General features: G+C 69.1%; 11 protein-coding genes and 1 pseudogene. 7 read left to right on the top strand and 5 right to left on the bottom strand.

What is annotated here, in order from left to right:
- Nucleotides 1-3: 3 nt before the first annotated feature.
- The 3 genes from GQ464_RS00420 to GQ464_RS00410 form a co-directional block, all read right to left on the bottom strand.
- Nucleotides 4-2,040: a glycoside hydrolase family 9 protein gene (locus GQ464_RS00420; protein ID WP_166975278.1), complete on the bottom strand. Its 2,037-nt coding sequence runs from the start codon at nucleotides 2,038-2,040 to the stop codon at nucleotides 4-6.
- 60 nt (nucleotides 2,041-2,100) lie between these two features.
- Entirely contained in the window at nucleotides 2,101-4,482 is a 2,382-nt protein-coding gene (locus GQ464_RS00415; protein WP_228350466.1) for a glycoside hydrolase family 3 N-terminal domain-containing protein, read from the bottom strand.
- A 100-nt stretch (nucleotides 4,483-4,582) separates the two neighbouring features.
- Nucleotides 4,583-5,812: an ROK family transcriptional regulator gene (locus GQ464_RS00410; RefSeq protein ID WP_166975272.1), complete on the bottom strand. Its 1,230-nt coding sequence runs from the start codon at nucleotides 5,810-5,812 to the stop codon at nucleotides 4,583-4,585.
- A gap of 374 nt (nucleotides 5,813-6,186) precedes the next feature.
- On the opposite strand from GQ464_RS00410, the pseudogene GQ464_RS00405 reads away from it, so the two are divergent.
- From GQ464_RS00405 to GQ464_RS00380, 6 genes and pseudogenes are all read left to right on the top strand, one after another.
- Nucleotides 6,187-6,549, top strand: a pseudogene (locus GQ464_RS00405) (glycosidase); the annotation flags it as partial.
- Between the two features lie 4 nt (nucleotides 6,550-6,553).
- Entirely contained in the window at nucleotides 6,554-7,828 is a 1,275-nt protein-coding gene (locus GQ464_RS00400; protein WP_166975270.1) for an AGE family epimerase/isomerase, read from the top strand.
- A 110-nt stretch (nucleotides 7,829-7,938) separates the two neighbouring features.
- On the top strand, nucleotides 7,939-8,940 hold the full coding sequence (gene mgrA / locus GQ464_RS00395) for an L-glyceraldehyde 3-phosphate reductase (RefSeq protein ID WP_272493452.1): 1,002 nt from the start codon (nucleotides 7,939-7,941) through the stop codon (nucleotides 8,938-8,940).
- Between the two features lie 44 nt (nucleotides 8,941-8,984).
- A complete protein-coding gene (locus tag GQ464_RS00390; protein WP_166975267.1) occupies nucleotides 8,985-10,946 on the top strand; it encodes a sialate O-acetylesterase in 1,962 nt (653 codons plus the stop codon).
- A gap of 124 nt (nucleotides 10,947-11,070) precedes the next feature.
- A complete protein-coding gene (locus tag GQ464_RS00385) occupies nucleotides 11,071-11,856 on the top strand; it encodes a ThuA domain-containing protein (protein WP_166975264.1) in 786 nt (261 codons plus the stop codon).
- Between the two features lie 27 nt (nucleotides 11,857-11,883).
- A complete protein-coding gene (locus GQ464_RS00380; protein ID WP_228350465.1) occupies nucleotides 11,884-13,401 on the top strand; it encodes a TolB family protein in 1,518 nt (505 codons plus the stop codon).
- A 65-nt stretch (nucleotides 13,402-13,466) separates the two neighbouring features.
- On the opposite strand, the gene GQ464_RS00375 is transcribed toward GQ464_RS00380, so the two are convergent.
- Nucleotides 13,467-15,938, bottom strand: a complete 2,472-nt coding sequence (locus GQ464_RS00375; protein ID WP_228350464.1) for a glycoside hydrolase family 2 TIM barrel-domain containing protein — start codon at nucleotides 15,936-15,938, stop codon at nucleotides 13,467-13,469.
- 167 nt (nucleotides 15,939-16,105) lie between these two features.
- Here GQ464_RS00375 and GQ464_RS00370 point away from each other — a divergent pair, with 167 nt between their 5' ends.
- Nucleotides 16,106-16,576 carry a TonB-dependent receptor plug domain-containing protein gene (locus tag GQ464_RS00370; protein WP_166975258.1) on the top strand — a complete coding sequence of 157 codons (471 nt, stop codon included), beginning with the start codon at nucleotides 16,106-16,108 and terminating at the stop codon, nucleotides 16,574-16,576.
- Here the strand turns inward: GQ464_RS00370 and GQ464_RS18665 are convergent.
- Complete coding sequence (locus GQ464_RS18665; protein ID WP_262899682.1) at nucleotides 16,570-18,690, bottom strand: glycosyl hydrolase 53 family protein; 2,121 nt, start codon at nucleotides 18,688-18,690, stop codon at nucleotides 16,570-16,572. The genes GQ464_RS00370 and GQ464_RS18665 overlap by 7 nt on opposite strands.
- Nucleotides 18,691-18,698: the final 8 nt, after the last annotated feature.

Raw genomic sequence — 18,698 nt, 5'->3', positions numbered from 1 at the left:
AAATCAGGGCTGCACTTTGAGCAGCCTGTGCGTGTAGGCCCGGGCGCCGCTCGTGAGGCGGATCAGGTAGAGCCCGCCCGGCAGGCCGGCGAGGGACCAGGTGACGTGATGGCGTCCGGGCGGGTAGGTCCGTGCCGGCCAGGCGGCGACGCGCCGGCCCAGCAGGTCGAACGCCTCCAGGCGCACCTCCTCCGGGACCGGCAGGACGAAGGGCAGCCTGGCCTCTTCCCGGGCCGGGTTGGGATACGGCGGCAGCAACCGGGGAGGGAGCACCGCGCCCAGGTCGTCCGGCTCGTGGCTTGTCGGGGCGGCGATCCCGGCCAGCGTTGCCTCGATGGCGGCCGCCAGGTAGACCAGCGGGGCGTTCCAGTTGATCGCAATCTCGTTGGAGGCATAGCTGCACCAGTCGTCGACGTAGGCGCGGGCGGCGAGGGTCGAGGGGTAGGTGCAGCCGTCCTGCCGGCCGGGGTTGGGCCCGCCGGCGAGCAGGCCCGGCACCGGGGCGGCGATGCCGTCGGCCTGGGAGGGGCGGTGATGCGGGTGCATCGGCGTGCGGTCGCCGTAGCCGGTGACGAAGCTGTAGCCGGTGGCGTTGCGACCCAGGAGGTAGTCCAGGTTGCTCAGGGCGGCCCAGAGGTAGGTGCTGTCGGCGGTGAGGCGGAAAGCCTGCATGAGCAGCATGCCCTGGTTGGCGGCCACGCTGTTGCTGCCCCAGACGAAATGGCCGGCCTCGTGGCCCATCACCGTGCCGTAGGGGGTGCGGGCCGAGGCCAGCGTGCCGGCGAAGTCGAGGAAGCGTTGCTTCAGGCTGTTCGTGTCGAGCGCGGCGGCAAGCGCTTGCCGGTGGTGCAGCAGGGTGTACCAGCCGAGCATGCGGACCCCGCCCCACCAGGGGACGTCCGGCGCGGCGTCGAGCGGGGAGGCGACGGTCAGGAAGCTGTCGGCCTCCAGGGTGACGGCCAGCTCGGCGGCGGCCCAGGCCCACTCGTCGCTCAGGTTGCTGTCCCCGTATTCACCCGTGTGGATGTCCGGGTCGAAGGCCTGGTTCATCGCGCCTTGCACGTAGGGAATGTCGGGCCGTGTCCGGGCCCAGTGCCAGGCGGCCAGGGCGGCCGTGCGCAGGCTGTCGGCCAGGCCAGGGAAGGTGCTGGGGAAGTCGTCGTAGAGACGGGCCGCCTGGGCCATGACGGCCGCGAAGTCGAGCGTGGCGGCCGTGCCCTTCTGCACCACGTAGCGCGGCTGGGTGGCCTGGTGCGGCATGACGGCGCCTTCGAAACCGGGGGTGGTCAGCTTGTGGTAGACGCCCCCGTCGTGCGGGTCCTGCATCGCCAGCATCCAGCGGATGTTCCAGAGGGCCTCGTCCAGCACGTCGGGCACGTCGTTTCCACTTTCGGGGATGTTCGTCTTCAGCGCGGTGGCCAGCGCCGGGTAGTGCTCGTAGAGCGCCAGCAGGGTATAGGTGCTGATCCCCGAGTTGACGACGTACTTGTTGTAGTCGCCGGCGTCGTACCACCCGCGCGGGGCGGCAAGGATGGTGCCGGCCGGGCGGGCGGGCGAGGCCGCCGACGGATGCACCATCACCCGGTCGTCCGGATGTCCCGCCGGGCGGGCCCAGATCCCGGCGTGGGCCGCGTCGAGGGCCGTCGAGGCGCGCTGGAAGTAATAGCCTTTCAGCGCCGCCACCGCCACGGGCCGGTGGACGGCCTCGTTGATCACGAACGCGTGGGAGCGCCCCAAGCCCGGAACATCCAGGACGTAGGCGCCCGGCGTGCGGAGTGACGAGAAATCCGCCCGGCGCATCGACTCGCCCGAGAGCGTCCAGTGCCGGGACGGCCCCAGGGTGCCGGTGTAGACGGTGTCTCCCGTCGCGACCCGGAGTACGTGAAAGGTGTCTTCCGCCGGTGGGCCCGTCACGACGGCCTCTTTCGGCGCGTTCGGGTAAAAACCGATCTGGTTGAGGCGGATGGCGTCGGTCGGTGCCTGCGCACGGGCCGGCAGGAGGATCAGTCCCAGCAGCAGGGCGGTCGGTATCGGTCGCATGGCAACGGAGCGGGCGTTGAGGAGGTCGGTACGGGGCGGGCGGTCGGGGTTGCCCCGGCGCTATTCTCTGACTTCGAACCGGTCCGACAGGGGCCCCACCTCGACCCGGAACGTCCCGGGTTCGACGACCCGGGTGTTTTCCGGCCCGACGAAAGCCAGATCGTGGACGGGGACGGAGAAGGTCACCGGGCGGGCCTGACCGGGCTCCAGGTGGACGGGGCGGAAGGCGCGGAGCCGTCGCACGGGCGGGGCCACCGAGGCGTATTCGTCGGCCACGAACAGGAGCACCGTTTCCCACCCGGCGCGGTCGCCCGTGTTGCGGACGGTGACGTGCACATACAGGGTGTCCGTCAGGGACAGGGTGCTGCGTTCGACCCGGAGGTCTTCATAGGAGAATGTGGTGTAGCTGAGGCCGTGTCCGAAGGGCCACTGGGGCCGGAATGCGGTCTGTTCGTTCAACCAGATGTTGAAGGAAGAACTGACCGGATGGTCGTAGGGGAGGAGGTCGTGCGGGTGGCGGGGGTAGGTGAAGGGCAGCTTGCCGGAGGGGTTCGCGTCGCCGGCGAGAACCTCGGCGATGGCCCGGCCGCCTTCCATGCCGGGCCAGTAGGCCATGAGGACGGCGGTGGCGGCGTCGGCGGCCCGGCCGAGGAGACGGGGGCGGCCTTCCACCAGGACGAGCACCACGGGCGTTCCGGTGGCGGTGACGGCCTGCACCAGCGCACGCTGGGCTTCGGGCAGGGCCAGGTCGTCGAGGTCGCCGGGTTTCTCGGCATAGGCGTCTTCGCCGACGGCGACCACGGCGACGTCCACCGTGCGGGCAACCGCGGCCGCTGCCTCCAGGTCGAGCACGGCGTCGAAGGTGGTGCCGGGCACGTAGACGACCCGTTCCTCGCCCAGGCGCTCACGGAGGGCCTCGAGGAGGGTCGGCTTGCCGGGAAAGAGGGAGGCATCCCGTCCCTGCCAGGTGTAGGTCCAGCCGCCGTTGAGGGCCGTCAGGGAGTGCGCGGCCGGGCCGGTCACCAGCACACGGCTCCCCGGCCGCAGCGGCAGCAGGTCGCCCTCGTTCTCGAGCAGCGTCAGGCTGCGCCGGGCCACCTCCAGCGCCGTCGCCTCGAAATCCGCCGTGTGGATGGCGGCCTCCGGAACGGCGGGCGGGTACGGGTCGCGAAACAGCCCCAGCTCGAACTTGAGGCGGAGAATGCGCCGCACCGAGTCGTCGATGCGTTCCTCGCTGAGGACGCCCTCCCGCACGAGGGCGAGCACGTCGTGGTAGAAGCGCACATCGTAGGGGGTCATGCTCATGTCGATGCCGGCTTCGAGGGCCTGCCGGGTGGCTTCCTTGATCGAGGCCGCCGTGCGGTGCACCGTGTGCAGCTTGACGATGTCCTCCCAGTCCGTGACGACGACCCCCTCGAAGCCCAGTTCGCCGCGCAGCACGTCCGTGAGCAGGTAGCGGCTGGCGTGCACCGGGATGCCGTTGACGTCTCCCGAGTTGACCATGACGGTCTTGACCCCGGCCTCGACGGCGGCGCGGAAAGGGGGGAGGAAGTACTCGCGCAGGGTGCGTTCCGGGATCAGGGCCGTGGTGCGGTCCTTGCCGCTGGCCGGCGCCGAATAACCGACGTAGTGCTTGGCACAGGCGGCCACGGGGGCAAGCCCGCCGGGGGGAACCGCCTGGAAGCCGCGTATCGTGGCTGCCCCCATCGCAGAAGCCAGCAGCACGTCCTCCCCGAACGTTTCGTAGAAGCGGGGCCAGAGCGGCTGGCGGCCCAGGTCCAGCACCGGGGCGAAGTTCCAGGGGATGCCCGAGGCGCGCGTCTCGAACGTGGTGATGCGCCCGGCCCGGTAGGCCAGCGACGTGTCGAAGGTGGCCGCCAGGCCGATGTTGTGGGGAAAGAGGGTGCCGCCGATCAGGTAGTTGGCCCCGTGCACGGCGTCGATGCCGTAGATCACCGGGATGCCCAGCCGCGTCGCTTGCGTGGCTACGTCCTGGATCTGTGTGATGAGCCGTTGCCAGTGCGCCAGCGGCTGGGCATGGTCGACGACGTTGAGCAGCGAGCCGACGTGGTAGGTGACGAGCACCTCCCGCAGCTTCTCCGGGTCGAGCTCGACGAGCCGGTCCCCGGCCCCTTGCGCCGGCTGCGCCCGGGCCACGGCCTGAAGCGTCAGCTGGGTCATCTGGCCGACCTTCTCTTCGAGGGTCATCCGTTTCAGGAGCTCCTCCACCCGCTCCGTGAGGGCGGCCGGGACCTGTGCCTTCACCGGCACGACGGTCAGGAGAAAGGCGGAGGCGATCATGCAGAAAGACCGGTAGGCGATGGACGGGGGGCGCATGGCGAACGCTTCATGGCGGGGGTTGAACGGGAGGACCTCGTCGCCCGCGGTGCCCGAGGGGCTACAGACAACCCGGTCCGCTTCGGAGGGGCGTCCCCGGTACATGCGACCGCCGGGGAGCGCAGCCGGAACGGGATAAGATAAGTAAAGCGAATGGATTTATTGTCATGTACGAACTCTTTCCGGAAAATGCAAAGGGTTCGTGTTAACGGGCGGGGTGGAGGACCGGGCGCCCGTCGGGCTGTTTGACGAGGATCCGGTGGACGGGAGCAAAGATTTCGTAGATGGGGAGGGTGGCCACGCCGAGGGCGCCGGCGTCGATACCGGCCGTGGCGATCAGGTATTCGGGGTGCGTTCGTTTGCCCGAGATGCGCAGCGCCGGCAGGCGCTCCCCGACCCGTTCGAGCAGCGCGTTGAGGATGGAGTCGGCCAGGCGCCCGCCGAAGAAGACGGCTTCGGGATCGACCAGGTATTCGACGGCGAGGGCGAGCCAGCTCAGGTGATGGGCGGCGCTGTCGATCCAGGCGAGGAGCAGGGGGTTCCGGGCTTCGAAAAGGCGTTCGAGGTCTTCCGGTGTGCCGGCCTCCAGCCCTTCGGCCTGCAGGATGCGGTAGAGGCGGGGCAGGTTGAAATGTTGCCCGACGTGTTCGCGTTCGAGGTCGAGGCAGGGCTTTTCGGTCGAGAAGGCGGGGAAGTAGCCGATCTCGCCGGCGTTGCCGGTGAAGCCTTCGTACGGCTGTCCCTGCACGACGAGGCCGCCGCCGAGGCCGCTGCCGAAGTAGAAGTAGAAGAAGGAGGAGAGGTGTTGCCCGGCGCCGTACCAGCGCTCGCCCATCGCGGCGGCGGTGGCGTTGTTTTCGAGGAAGACCGGTATCCCCAGGCGCTGGTGCAGCAGGTCGGCGATGGGCACGTCGTGCCAGCCCTTGAAGGCTTTCGGGTTGATCAGGTAGGTGCGCCCGTTCGACTCGGCGATGTTCATCGGCCCGGGCACGCCGATGCCGACGCCGCGTACCTGCGCAAGGTTCAGCCCCTGGCGGGCCGTGAGTTCGTGGACCGTCTCGACCATGAGGGCGAGGGCCTCGTCCGGGGAAGGGAAGTCGAGGTGGTGATGGATGCGTTGCCGCACCGTGCCCGCGTGGTCGACGAGCAGGGCGGTGAGGTGGTCGCGGTCGAGGTCCAGCCCGATGGAGTAAGCCCCGTCCGGGTTGAGCGCCAGCGTGATCGAGGGCGCACCGCGTCCTTCCTGGCGCCGGCCGCTTTCCACGATCAGGTCCAGCGCCATCAGGTCCCGGACCAGGTTCGAGACCGTCTGCGGCGTCAGCTCGGTGCGACGGGCGATCTCGGCACGGGAGAGGGGGCCGTAGAGCCGGATGGTCTCGTGAACGATGCGCAGGTTGTACTCTTTGGTGTAGGTCAGGTTGGTTCCGGTGAGCATCGGAAGTCCCTCCGGGGAGGGAGGTGAATGAAGGAGGCGGGACGAGCAACGGCCCTGAGCGACGGGCCGCGTACCTGTCTGGAGTCGAAGACAGGCAGAAAATATTACGCGTATAATCTAGTAAAAAGATTTGATAAACCCATGAATTGCATACTGGTTGGCGGCGAGAAGGTTGTACCCGGCCGGGGAGGAGGTGTGTTAAGAAGTCGTGAATAGGGCCGGTCCGGCGAAGCGGGCGGGGCCGGGTTCGTTGATATGATAAATTGATTTGATTAAATATTTCGGTCCCTCTCCGGTTCGTAGGCCGCGGTTCGTCCATGCCTCTCCACCCGCTCGACCTGCTGATCCTCGCGGCCTACCTCCTGGCTACGGTCGGTCTCGGCTGGGGCCTGTGCGAGGACATCACGCATCCCGTCCTCGAACGGGAGATCGTCGTCGACGGGCGGGTCTATCACACGATCAAGGAGGTGAAGAACGGGCTGGGGCCGCCGCCGCTGAAGACGCCTGAGGGCTGGCTGCACCTGGCGCACGGCGTGCGGGGCACGGCCGCGGGGCTCCGCTACGTGCTCTACCTGTTCATGACTGCGCTCGCGGACACCCGCCTGCACGTGGCCACCACCACCCTCGACCAGCCGCTCGACTACGTGAAACCTCCGGATCCGCTACGTTCGGCGGCCTGCGTGGACGTGCGGCGCGACCTGATCCGCCGGAACCTCGAACGCCTCAACCACCGGTAGCGCCATGGAAGCTCCACCCCTGCTGCACAGGCTCCGGGACGAGCTCTACCGAGAACTGGTCGACCACATCCTGCCCTACTGGATGACGCACGCGGTCGACCACACCGGTGGCGGCTTCGTGGGGCGCATCACGAACGAGAACGAGGTTCTGACCGGCGCTCCGAAAGGCTGTGTCCTCAACGCCCGCATCCTGTGGGCCTTCTCGGCGGCCTATCGCCTGCTGCGTAATCCGGACTACCGGGCCCTGGCCGATCGGGCCTACGACTACGTGAGCACCTGCTTCCTCGACACCGAGCACGGCGGGGTATACTGGATGCTCAACCCTGCGGGGCGGCCCCGGGACACCCGCAAGTTCGTTTATGCGCAGGCTTTTGCGATCTACGGGCTGAGCGAATACGCACGGGCGACCGGGCACGAGCCGGCCCGCGCCCTCGCCGTCGAACTCGGCCAGGTGCTGGAGCACCATTGCACGGACCCGGTGCACGGGGGCTATTTCGAAGTCTTCAGCCGCGACTGGCGCCGCCTCGCGGGGGCCCGCCTCAGCGATCGGGACGAGCAGGCACCGAAGAGCATGAACACCCACCTGCACGTGCTCGAGGCCTATACCAGCCTCTATCGCATCTGGCCCGCCCCGGGATTGCGCCGGCGCCTGGCCGGCCTCATCGATCTGTTCCTGACGAAGATACTCGACACGGGTACCGGCCATGTCCGTCCTTTCTTCCAGGTGGACTGGACGCCCACCTCCCGCGTCGTCTCGTTCGGGCACGACATCGAGGCGAGCTGGCTGTTGATGGAGGCCGCCGGCGTGCTGGGAGAAGCGGCCCTGAAAGACCGGGCCCGGACCGCCGGCCTTGCCGTCGCCCGCACCATCCTGGCAGAAGGTGTCGACCGGGATGGTGGTCTCTTCTATGAGGCCCATCCCGACGGCACCCTCGACACCGACAAGCACTGGTGGCCCCAGGCCGAGGCCATCGTCGGCTTCGTCAACGCCTACGGGGAGACGGGCGAGCGGCTTTTCCTTGACGCGGCCGCGGCCACCTGGGCCTTCACCCGCGCGCACATCGTGGACCGCGTGCACGGCGAGTGGTTCTTCCGCGTCGATCGCCGCGGCAACCCCTGTCCGGGCGAGGACAAGGTGGGGGTCTGGAAATGCCCCTACCACAACGTCCGGGCCTGTCTGGAGGTGATCGCCCGCACCGACCGGCTTGCACGACAGGCCCTCCGGGAAGGAGGACGGGCGACGCACGCGGGACCCTGTTCCGACCGGGACGCCGGGTGAACCCGCCGGTGCCGTGCCCCGGTACCGGCGCAAAGTGTATCTTCCCGGAGCCGGGGAGGGTACACGCCGCCCCGGAAAGGAGAAGACGCTCAACCAGCCTCCATGCCGTCATGATCGATCCTCGCCCCCTCCTGCCCGCCTACGACACGATGACCTTCCGCCGCTGTGGTCGCAGCGGGGTGGTGCTGCCCGCCATCTCGCTCGGCCTCTGGCATAACTTCGGCGGGGTGGATACCTTCGAGAACGCCCGGGCCATGGTGCGCCGTGCCTTCGAGCTGGGCATCACCCACTTCGACCTGGCCAACAACTACGGGCCGCCGCCCGGCTCTGCCGAGGAAACCTTCGGGCGCATCCTCCGGCGGGACCTGGCCGGCTATCGTGACGAGCTCATCATCTCCACGAAGGCCGGCTACCGCATGTGGCCCGGCCCCTACGGCGACGGCGGCTCGCGCAAGTACCTGCTCGCCAGCCTCGACCAGAGCCTGCGCCGCATGGGACTCGATTACGTCGACATCTTCTACCACCACCGCCCCGACCCCGACACGCCCCTGGAGGAGACCATGCGCGCACTCGACCAGGCCGTGCGCCAGGGCAAGGCCCTCTACGTGGGCCTGTCGAACTACGGGCCGGAACAGACCCGCGAGGCCGTGCGCATCCTGCGCGCGCTCGGTACGCCCTGCCTGATCCACCAGCCGAAGTACAGCATGTTCGACCGGTGGATCGAAGACGGCCTGCTGGACGTGCTCGACGAGGTGGGGATGGGCTGCATCGTCTTCTCCCCCCTGGCCCAGGGGCTCCTGACCACGAAGTACCTTCAGGGCATCCCGGAGGAGTCACGGGCTGCCAAGCCGCACGGCTTCCTGACGCGGGAGGAGGTCACGCCCGGGCGGGTCCGGTGCGTGCAGCGTCTGAACGAACTCGCCCGGGCCCGCGGGCAGACGCTCGCTCAGATGGCGCTGGCCTGGGTGCTCCGCCATCCCGGCGTGACTTCGGCCCTGGTCGGAGCCAGCCGCGTCGAGCAGATCGAGGACAACGTCGCCGCGCTGAACAACCTGGCCTTCACCGAAGCGGAGTTGCAAACCATCGACCGCCTGCTGGCCGAGGCCGGATGAGGGCCGCCGGCGTGTCGCTCCACCCGATCAACCGCACAAGACGCATGGAAAGATTGTCTGTTCTCCCGACCTGCCTTCCCGGTTTGTTGATCCTGTGCCTGCTCGCGGGTTGTGGAGGCGCGGAACGCTCCCCCGCCTTCCGGCTGTCCCGGCTCTTTGAGGATGGCATGGTGCTGCAGCGGGGGGCGCCCGTGCCCGTGTGGGGATGGGCTGCACCCGGCACCCGCGTCATCGTCACGTTCGACGGGCAGGCGTACGAGACGACGGCCGGCGGGGATGGCCGCTGGCGGGTGGCGCTTCCCGCCCTGGAGGCCGGCGGACCGCATGAGATGACGGTGGCGGCCGGAGGGGAGCCGCCCCGCCGGATCCGGGACATCCTCGTCGGCGACGTGTGGGTGGCCTCGGGGCAGTCCAACATGGAGTGGGTCGTCGCCGATGCAATGAACGCCGAAGCCGAGATCGTCGCCGCGGACGATCCGCAGATCCGGCATTTCAAGGTGCCGCGCTCGTGGTCGTACCGGCCGGAGGACTCGCTGGCGGGGGGCACCTGGGAGGTGGCCGATCCGGAGCACGTGGGCGACTTCTCGGCCGTCGGCTACTTCTTTGCCCGGGAGCTGCGGCGGCACGTGGGTGTGCCGGTGGGTATCATCAACACCACCTGGGGCGGCAGCCGCATCGAGCCGTGGATGCGTGCGGAGGCGCTGGGGATGGATACCGCGGCGGTCGAAGCCCTCCGGGCGGAGGAAGCCGCCCGCGAGCAGGCCATCCTGGACCGCGTTCGCGCCCGCCTCGGCACGCTGCCGGACCGGGACCCCGGCCTCGTCGACGGCGAGGCCCGCTGGGCCGCCCCCGACCTGGACGACAGCGCCTGGTTCACCATCCCCGTGCCCGGCCTCTGGGAAGCCGCCGGCTTCGAGGGGGTCGACGGGGTGGCCTGGTACCGCACCACCTTCACCCTGACGGCGGAGGAGGCCCGGCAGGGGATCACCCTCGGCCTCGGCATGATCGACGACTCGGACATCACCTGGGTGGGCGGCGTCGAGGTGGGACGGACGGACAACGCCTGGAACCTGGCGCGCGTCTACACGGTGCCGCCCGCCGCGCTGCGCGAAGGGGAGAACCTCCTCGCCGTGCGCGTGGAGGACTACCAGGGCGGCGGAGGCATCCACGGGTCGCCCGAGGCGGTGTACGTCGAGGTGAACGGGGTGCGGCGTCCCCTGCCGGGCCCGTGGCGCTTCATGGTCGGGCAGGTGACGATCGGGACGAGCGGCAACAAGAACCAGGTGCCCACGGTGCTGTGGAACAAGATGGTGCACCCCCTGCTGCCGTACCCGATCCGGGGCGTCATCTGGTACCAGGGGGAGTCGAACGCCAACACCCTCGAGGAGGCATATGCCTACCGCGAGCTGTTTCCCACGATGATCCGGAGCTGGCGCGAGGCCTGGGGGCTGGGCGACTTCCCGTTCCTCTGGGTGCAGCTGGCCAACTTCATGGCGGAGGACGAGACGCCGCCGTCGCAGAGCGCCTGGGCGCTCCTGCGCGAATCGCAACACGCCGCGCTGGCCCTGCCGAACACGGCGCAGGCGGTCATCATCGACCTCGGCGAGGCGGACGACATCCACCCGCGCAACAAGCAGGACGTGGGCCGCCGGCTGGCCCTGGCTGCACGCAGGGTGGCCTATGGCGAGGACGTCGTTGCTTCCGGTCCCGTCTACCGGTCGCACAGCGTCGAGGGACGCCGGGTCTTCGTCTCGTTCGATCACGCCGGCGGCGGGCTGGTGACGCGGGAAGGCGGGCGCGTCGTCCGCGGCTTCGCCGTCGCGGGGGCGGACCGGCGCTTCGTCTGGGCCGAGGCGCGCATCGAGGGCGACCGCGTCGTCGTGTGGAGCGACCGCGTGCCGGCCCCGGTGGCCGTCCGCTATGCCTGGGCGAACAACCCCGCCCGCGCTAACCTCTACAACCGGGAGGGCCTGCCCGCCGCCCCCTTCCGCACCGACACCTGGTGAGCGGACCCGCAGGCCGGTGCCGTGATCTCCATGGCATCATGCAACTGCCGGGAGAGCCGGTCTGCCCGCTGGTGCCGGCTCCACCCTTGTCGTACATTGCATATCATCCACGCTTTCGATACCCATGCAAACGATCATCCTGCGCTGTCTCGTGCTGGCGGTTTTCACGGTGGGGTGTACGTCGGAATCCTCCCCGGCCCGGAACGGGGGGGAGGGGGACGATCCGGCCGCGCCGCGCTTCGCGGTACTCGTCTTTTCGAAGACCGCCGGCTACCGGCACGCCTCCATTACGGACGGTATCGCCGCGATCCGGGCGCTGGGGCAGGCGCACGGCTTTGCCGTGGAGGCCACCGAGGACGCCGCCGCCTTCACGGACAGCACGCTGGCCCGCTTTCGGGTCGTCGTCTTCCTGAACACGAGCGAGGACGTCCTCGACGAGGCGGGCCAGGAGGCCTTCGAGCGGTACATCCGGGCGGGGGGCGGCTTTGCCGGCGTGCACGCCGCCTCGGACACCGAGTACGACTGGCCGTTCTACGGCGGGCTCGTCGGGGCCTACTTCGCCGGTCACCCCGCCATCCAGCCGGCCACGGTCGTGCTCGCCGATACCACCCACCCTTCGACCCGGGGCCTGCCGCCACGGTGGACGCGCACGGATGAGTGGTACAACTTCCGGAGCAACCCGCGGGGGCGCGTCCACGTCCTGGCCGTGCTCGACGAGGCGACGTACGAGGGTGGAACGATGGGCGGGGATCACCCCATCGCATGGTGCCATGCCTATGAGGGGGGACGGGCCTGGTACACGGCGATGGGCCACACGCCGGAAAGCTATGCCGAGCCGGCCTTCCGGCAGCACCTCCTGGGCGGCATCCTCTATGCGGCCGGCCAGGCGGGGACGTGCCCCGTTCCCTGAGGACGGGTAAAAACGAGGAGGACGACCATGCGAAGCGACATGCTTTCCCGGGTTCGCCTGTTCGGATCCGTGGCGTTATGGGCGGTGCTGCCGGCCGGTACGGCCTTCGCGCAGTCCCTCGGGCTGTTCGAATCTCACGGCGACGTCGGTCCGGTACGGCACGCCGGCGATGCCCGCTACGACCCGGCAACCCAGACCTACCAGATCGAAGGCTCCGGATACGACCGCGAGGACGAACGGGACGCCTTTCACTTCGTGTGGCGACGCCTGGCGGGCGATTTCATCCTGCGGGCGGAAGGACATTTCCCCGGGGCGGGAGCCGGCCCGCATAGCGAACTGGGCTGGGCCGTCCGGTCGTCCCTCGAGGCGAGCGCGGCCCACGTCCGTGCCGCCGTGCGCGGCGACGGCCTTGCGGCGCTTCAGTTTCGCCGTACCCCGGGGGCACGGGCGGAAGCGGTGCGTTCTGCCGTGGCCGGACCGGACGTTCTCCAGCTCACCCGCCGCGGGGATACCTTCACCCTGGCCGTGGCGCGTTTCGGTGAGCCGCTCGTCCGCGACGCCGAGGTCACACTCCCGCTGGGCGATACGCTCTACGTGGGCCTGTTCGTGGGCACGCACGACGATGACGCCGTAGCCCGCTTCCGCAACGTCCGCATCGTCGTCCCGGCGCCGGACGACCTCGTTCCGTACCAGGATTACCTGGGGAGCAATCTGGAGATCCTGGAGGTGGAGACCGGTCACCGGGAGGTCGTCTACCGTGCGCCGGGGTCGATCCAGGCGCCGAACTGGACACCCGACGGCCGGGCACTCATCTACAACGCAGACGGACGGCTCTACCGCTTCGACCTGGAGACGAGGACGCCGCACGTGATCGACACGGGTTTTGCCACGGCCAACAACAACGACCACGTGCTCTCGTTCGACGGCCGGATGCTCGGCATCAGCCACCACAGCGACGCGCACGACGGGCAATCCATCGTCTACACGGTGCCGGTGGAAGGCGGGACGCCCGTACAGGTGACGCCTACCGGCCCCTCCTACCTGCACGGATGGTCGCCGGACGGGCGCTACCTGGTCTACACGGCCCTGCGCGGCGGAGACTATGACGTCTACCGCATTCCCGCCGGGGGCGGCGAGGAGGTGCGCCTGACGGATACCCCCGGCCTCGACGATGGACCCGAATACAGCCCCGACGGGCAGTACATCTACTTCAACTCGGTTCGCAGCGGGACGATGCAACTCTGGCGGATGCGCCCCGACGGAAGCCGGCCCGAACAGTTGACCGACGACGGTTTCAACAACTGGTTTCCCCATGTCTCTCCGGACGGGCGGTGGGTCGTGTTTCTGTCGTACGGCCCGGAGGTGGCCCCGGACGATCATCCGTTCTACAAGGAGGTCTACCTGCGGATGATCCCGGCCGGGGGCGGGGTGCCGCGCGTCGTCGCGTACGTCTACGGCGGGCAGGGGACGATCAACGTGCCGTCGTGGTCGCCGGATAGCCGGAAGGTGGCCTTCGTGAGCAACACGGGCCCCCTGCGTCCGTGAGGCCGGCCATACCGTCGCGACCGGGGGCGGGGACTGTGACGCCGGGCGGCACGGGTTGCAGCCGTTCAGGGCAGGCGGGGCGGGGGGGGCGCGGCCGGCACGACGGTGAGGGTGACGGTGTCGCTCCGGAGCCCATCGGCCGTTGCCGTGAGGCGGGCCGATCCGGGATCGTCGGTCGTCTGCACGAAGGCCATCGCCAGTCCGTGGAAGACGCGCCGTTCGGTGGCCTGATAGGGGCTGTGGTCGGCCGGGTCGCCGTTGCCGAGGGCCAGCAGGCGGGCCGGTCCCTCTATCCGAATGTGCACCGGGTTGTTTGCCGTCGGTACCACCCGGCCTGCCGCATCGACGACCTCCACGCGCACGTGGCCGACGTCCCGTACGCCGGCCACGAGGGTGTCGCGGTCGGCCACGAGGCGCAGGGCGGCAGGCGGACCGGTCGTGTGGACCTCGGCCGTGACGACCGTCTCGCCGTTCCGCTTGCCGACGGCCCGCAGCACGCCCGGTTCGTAGGGGACGTCCCAGCTCAGATGCAGGTCTGCCGTGGTGACGCGGACCGGCGGCTCGTCGTAGCAGTTCCAGCAGCCCGACGTGCCCGGCCGGGGGAACTGCCGCCGTTTTTCGCCAATGAACCGGTCGTTCAGGTACAGCGCCACCGCGTCTACGTTGGTATAGGCCAGCACAGGGATGAACTGCCCTTCACGTCCCGGCCAGTTCCAGTGCGGGAAGAGGTGGAGTACGGGGGCGTCGGTCCACAGGCTCTGGTAGAAATGGTAGCCGTCCTTTGGAAAGCCGACGAGGTCAAGGACGCCCGAGGAGGCGTTCTTGTGGGGCCACCGGGCTTCGCCCAGGTAGTCGATGCCCGTCCACATGAAGTCGCCCATGAAGTAGTCGTGCAGGGCGACGAACTTCCACAGTTCGGCGGCACGGATCATGCCGGTGGTGTAGTCGGGATCGACGCGTGCGGGGTCGTCGCCGAGGGAGTAGGCCCCCCGCACGCCCCGAACGGAGACGTTTTCAGTACCGATCATCTTCCACGTAGGGTGGGCGTGCCGGTCCTGTTCGGCGTACAACTCCCGGCGCTCGTGCCAGCGATCGACGTAGTTGTACCCGACGATGTCGAGCAGGCTGAGGAAGGCCTCGGTGGTGGCGCCGTCGTCGGCGGCGATGTGATCGTTGCCGGTGGTAAGGGGCCGGGTGGGGTCTTCGCGCCGGGCGACGTTCCGAAGACGGAGCAGGACTTCGGGCCCGCCCTCGACATGCTGTTCGGCGATCTCGTTGCCCAGGCTCCAGAGAATCACCGACGGGTGGTTGCGGTCGCGGCGGATGAAGTCGGCCAGGTCGCGCTCGGCCCAGGTGTCGAAGTCGCGGTGATACCCGTATTCGACCTTGCCGTGCGTCCATTCATCGAAGGCTTCGTTCATGACGAGGAAGCCCATCCGGTCGGTCAGGTCGAGGAACTCGGGGGCCGGGGGATTGTGGGCTGTCCGGATGGCATTGACGCCCATGGCCTTGAGGAGCTTCAGGCGGCGCACCCAGACGGCTTCGGGTACGGCGGCTCCGACAGGGCCGCCGTCGTGATGCAGGTTGACGCCCCGCATCTTGACCGGCCGCCCGTTGAGCAGGAAGCCCCGGTCCGCCTCGAAGGCGAGGTGACGGATGCCGAACGGTGTATCTTCTCCATCGATGACCCGTCCACGCTCCCGGACGAGGAGGCGAAGGGTGTACCGTACGGGCGTCTCGGGGGACCAGAGAGCCGGCCGCTCGACCGGTAGCGATGCCTCTGCGGTGGCGGAGGCACCCGGTGCCACGGTAAAGGGGAGGATCGTGCGAGCCACCGCATGCCCGTTCGGGTCGAGCACCAGCGTTTCGAGGGAGCCCGTGCGCCGGGTGGTGTCCGTGTTCACCAGCTGTGCGGTGACAGCGACCGTGGCGGCGGTGCTGTCCACGAGGGGCGTGCGGACGAAGGTGCTCCAGAGGTCCAGGTGCAGCACGTCCGTGATCAGAAGCCAGGCGTGCCGGTAGATGCCGCTGCCGGAGTACCACCGGCTGTTGGGTTGCCGGCTGTTGTCCACCCGTACGGCCAGCACGTTTTCGCCCTCGACCAGGTACGGCGTCAGGTCATAGGCGAAGGAGATGTAGCCGTTGGGCCGGTGACCGAGATGATGTCCGTTGATCCAGACGTCGCTGTGCTGGTAGATCCCGTCGAAAACGACGTGTATGCGGCGGCCGGTTGCCTCCTCCGGCAGCGCGAAGCGTCGCCGGTACCAGCCGATGCCGGTGGGCAGGTAGCCTCCCCGGCCGGTGGTGGGGGCGTGCTCGTCGTAGGGCCCCTCGATGCTCCAGTCGTGCGGAAGATCCACTACGCGCCAGGCCTGATCGTCGAAAGTGGGCTGCTCGGCTCCGGGCACGTCACCCCGCGTGAAGCGCCAGCCGTAGTCCATCAGCAGGCGCCGGCGTGGAGCGTCCTGACCGGATTCGAGCAGGACGGGCGTGGCCTGCACGGAGGCCAGCATCAGCGAGAGGAAGAGGATAAGCATGGCCATACGGAGCTGGATGAAAGGGAAGAGGGGGTATGAGGACGGTACGGAAAGCCGGTGGCGAACGGATCGCCGTACCTCGCGTTAACCTTCAGCAGGCTGCATGTTCGTCCCACGCGATGTATCCGGTGCGCCACCGGGTCATCGACCGCCCGGAGGGGGTTGCCATGAACGATTCCGGTTTCGTCCTTCCCGTGCTCCTGTTGCTGCTGGCCGGCTGCGGAACCGCCCAGCCCGCTGCGCATCGCCAGGACGGCGACGTCAACGTCGGATACGGCACGGAGAAAGAAGAACGCCTGACCACTGCCGTGTCCGTCGTCACGCGCGAGCAGATCGAAGCGTCGTCGGCCCGTCGCATCGAAGAGGTGCTGCGGCTGGCCGGCGTGACCGTGCTGCGCGGGCCGGCAGGGTCCTACGTCGTGCGGATCCAGGGGAGCGTGTTCCCGGACGGCGGCAACGAGCCGCTCTTCGTCATCGACGGGGTGCCCAGCCCGGGCCCGTACAGCGGGGTTGTGGCAGGCCTGTTCCCCCGCGACGTCGAACGCATCGAGGTGTTGAAAGACGCCGCCGCCACCGCCATCTACGGGTCCCGGGGGGCCAACGGCGCCATCCTTATCACCACCCGGAGCGGTCATTGATCGTGTCCTTGCGCCCGCACGAGCGGGCGGGTGAGGGTGCCGGCCGGCGTCGTCAGGCGGGCGATGTACAGGCCGGGCGGCAGCGCGGTGGCGTCGAACGCGGTCCGGTAGGTGCCGGCGGCCTGGCGGGTGTCCACCAGCAGCGCCACGCGGCGGCCGAGCACGTCGTACACGGCGAGCCGCACGGGACCCGCCTGCGGCAACGTGTAGGTCAGCGTGGTCGTCCGGCGGAACGGGTTCGGGTAGTTCGGGTGGAGCCGGAGCGTGCCGGTGGAGGGCGCGTCCTCCCGGGCCGTCGGCCAGGCGAACGTCTCGCACGTCCCCCAGCGTACGGCGAAGACGGCGGGCGTGTCCGGCACGACGTAGCCCCGGTCCGAGCCGTACCACGTCGCACACGCGGCCGGGACCGACTCGCGGAAGGCCTGGTAGTTGTCCCACGTGCTGGTGGTCAGGTAATAGTAGGCGCCCGCGCTGCCGGGCATCAGGGAGGTGGTGTACGTGTAGATGGCCTCACCCTGCGGGGTCATGCGGACGATCTCCCAGTCCGTGACGTGCCCGGTGATGTAGACGCCGCGCGAGGTGTCCTGCCCGGTCATGTCGACGGCGAAGGTGACCTCCACCGGCGTGTCCACGAGCGGGGTGCAGTCTGCCCAGCGGAAGGCGAAGACGGCGTCGGAGGCGGGGACGGTATAGCGGCGGTCGGTGCCGTCGGCGGCACACGCGGCCGGGACGGTCTCGCGGTCCGTGGCCTCGGGGCCGTTGAGGAAGTGGTAGGTGCCGGTGGCGCCCTCGGGCAGGTACGCGAAGAAGCTGAACAACCCCTCGCCCAGGTCGGCCATGGGGACGATCTCGCCGTCGGTGAAGGTGCCCCGGATATAAACGCCGCGCTCGGTGTCCTGCCCGGTCATGTCCACCTGGAACGTGATCTTGTGGGCATCGAGGTCCTCGTAGAAGGCCGCCTCGGGCCAGCGTCCCCCGCCGTTCTCCATGAAGTTCGTCTCGACGGGGTCGAAGAAGGCGACGTGCTCCTGCGAGGAGCCCTGCCCCCAGGGGGTGCGGCACGGCGTCGAGACCCAGGCCGGCTCCCAGAAGATGACCCCGATGCCGCCGGACCGCATGACCTCGCGGGCGTAGTCGACGAGGTACTCCAGCTGTTTTTCGGGGATGACGGGGAGGTAGTCCGGGTCCGGCGTGGTGATGATGTTGGGGAGGCTGTCGAAGCCGGTGCGGGTCCAGGGGTAGCCGGTTTCGACGACCATCACCTCGTAGCCCGGGAGCCGGCTGCGGAGGGCGCGGATCGTCTCGCCGAGCTCGCGGATGCTGGCTTCGTGCCAGGCGTAGTAGTAGGAGAAGCCCATCACGTCGAAGTCGGTCACGCCGTGGGCGACGAGGTTCTGGTAGCGCCAGACGAGGCTGTTCAGCCCGGCGAAGTGGAGGACGATCTTCGGCGTGACGGCGGCGGTGGCGCCGACCTCGCGGACGGCCCGGATGGCGGCGTTGAACAGCACCGCGTGGCGGCTCCAGTCCGTGCTGAGGGTGCCGACGGGCTCGTACCGGTCGTTCATGGTGCGGTGGACGAGCAGCCCGCCGTTCGTCTCGTTGCCGATCTTGACGAACTCCGGCATGAGCCCGTCGGCGTCGAGCGTCGTGAGGACCTGCTTGGTGTAGGCGTGGACCGAGTCCGCGAGCGCGTCGACGTCGTCGGCGATGGCGGCCCAGCGGGCGGGGACGACCTGCCGGCTCGGATCGGCCCAGAAGTCGGAGTAGTGGAGGCCCAGCATCAACTGCATGCCGGCGGCGCGGGCGCGGGAGAAGGTTTCCCGCACGTCGTCGAGGTCGTTGTACCGGGGCTTGACGCCCGGCGGCTGCACGAGCGCCTCCTGCCAGGCGGGGTCCACCCAGAGGCGGGCCCGCACCAGGTTGTGGCCCCGATGGGCGAAGATCGCGTAGACGTCCGTTGGCGTGCCGTGCTCCTTGAAGACGGCCCCGCAGTCCTCCATCATGTTCGCATAAGAGAGGTCCGCCCCGAAGTGGAACGACTGCGCCGGGGCGGGGAGGGGCCGGAACAGGGCCGGAAGCAGGAACGCCAGGGCGAGGAGGATACGGCAGGACATGGCAACGG

This window comes from Rhodocaloribacter litoris (assembly GCF_011682235.2).
GTDB lineage: Bacteria > Bacteroidota > Rhodothermia > Rhodothermales > ISCAR-4553 > Rhodocaloribacter > Rhodocaloribacter litoris.
The sequence above is the reverse complement of the archived record's forward strand: the minus strand, read 5'-3'. Positions and strand labels throughout refer to the sequence as shown.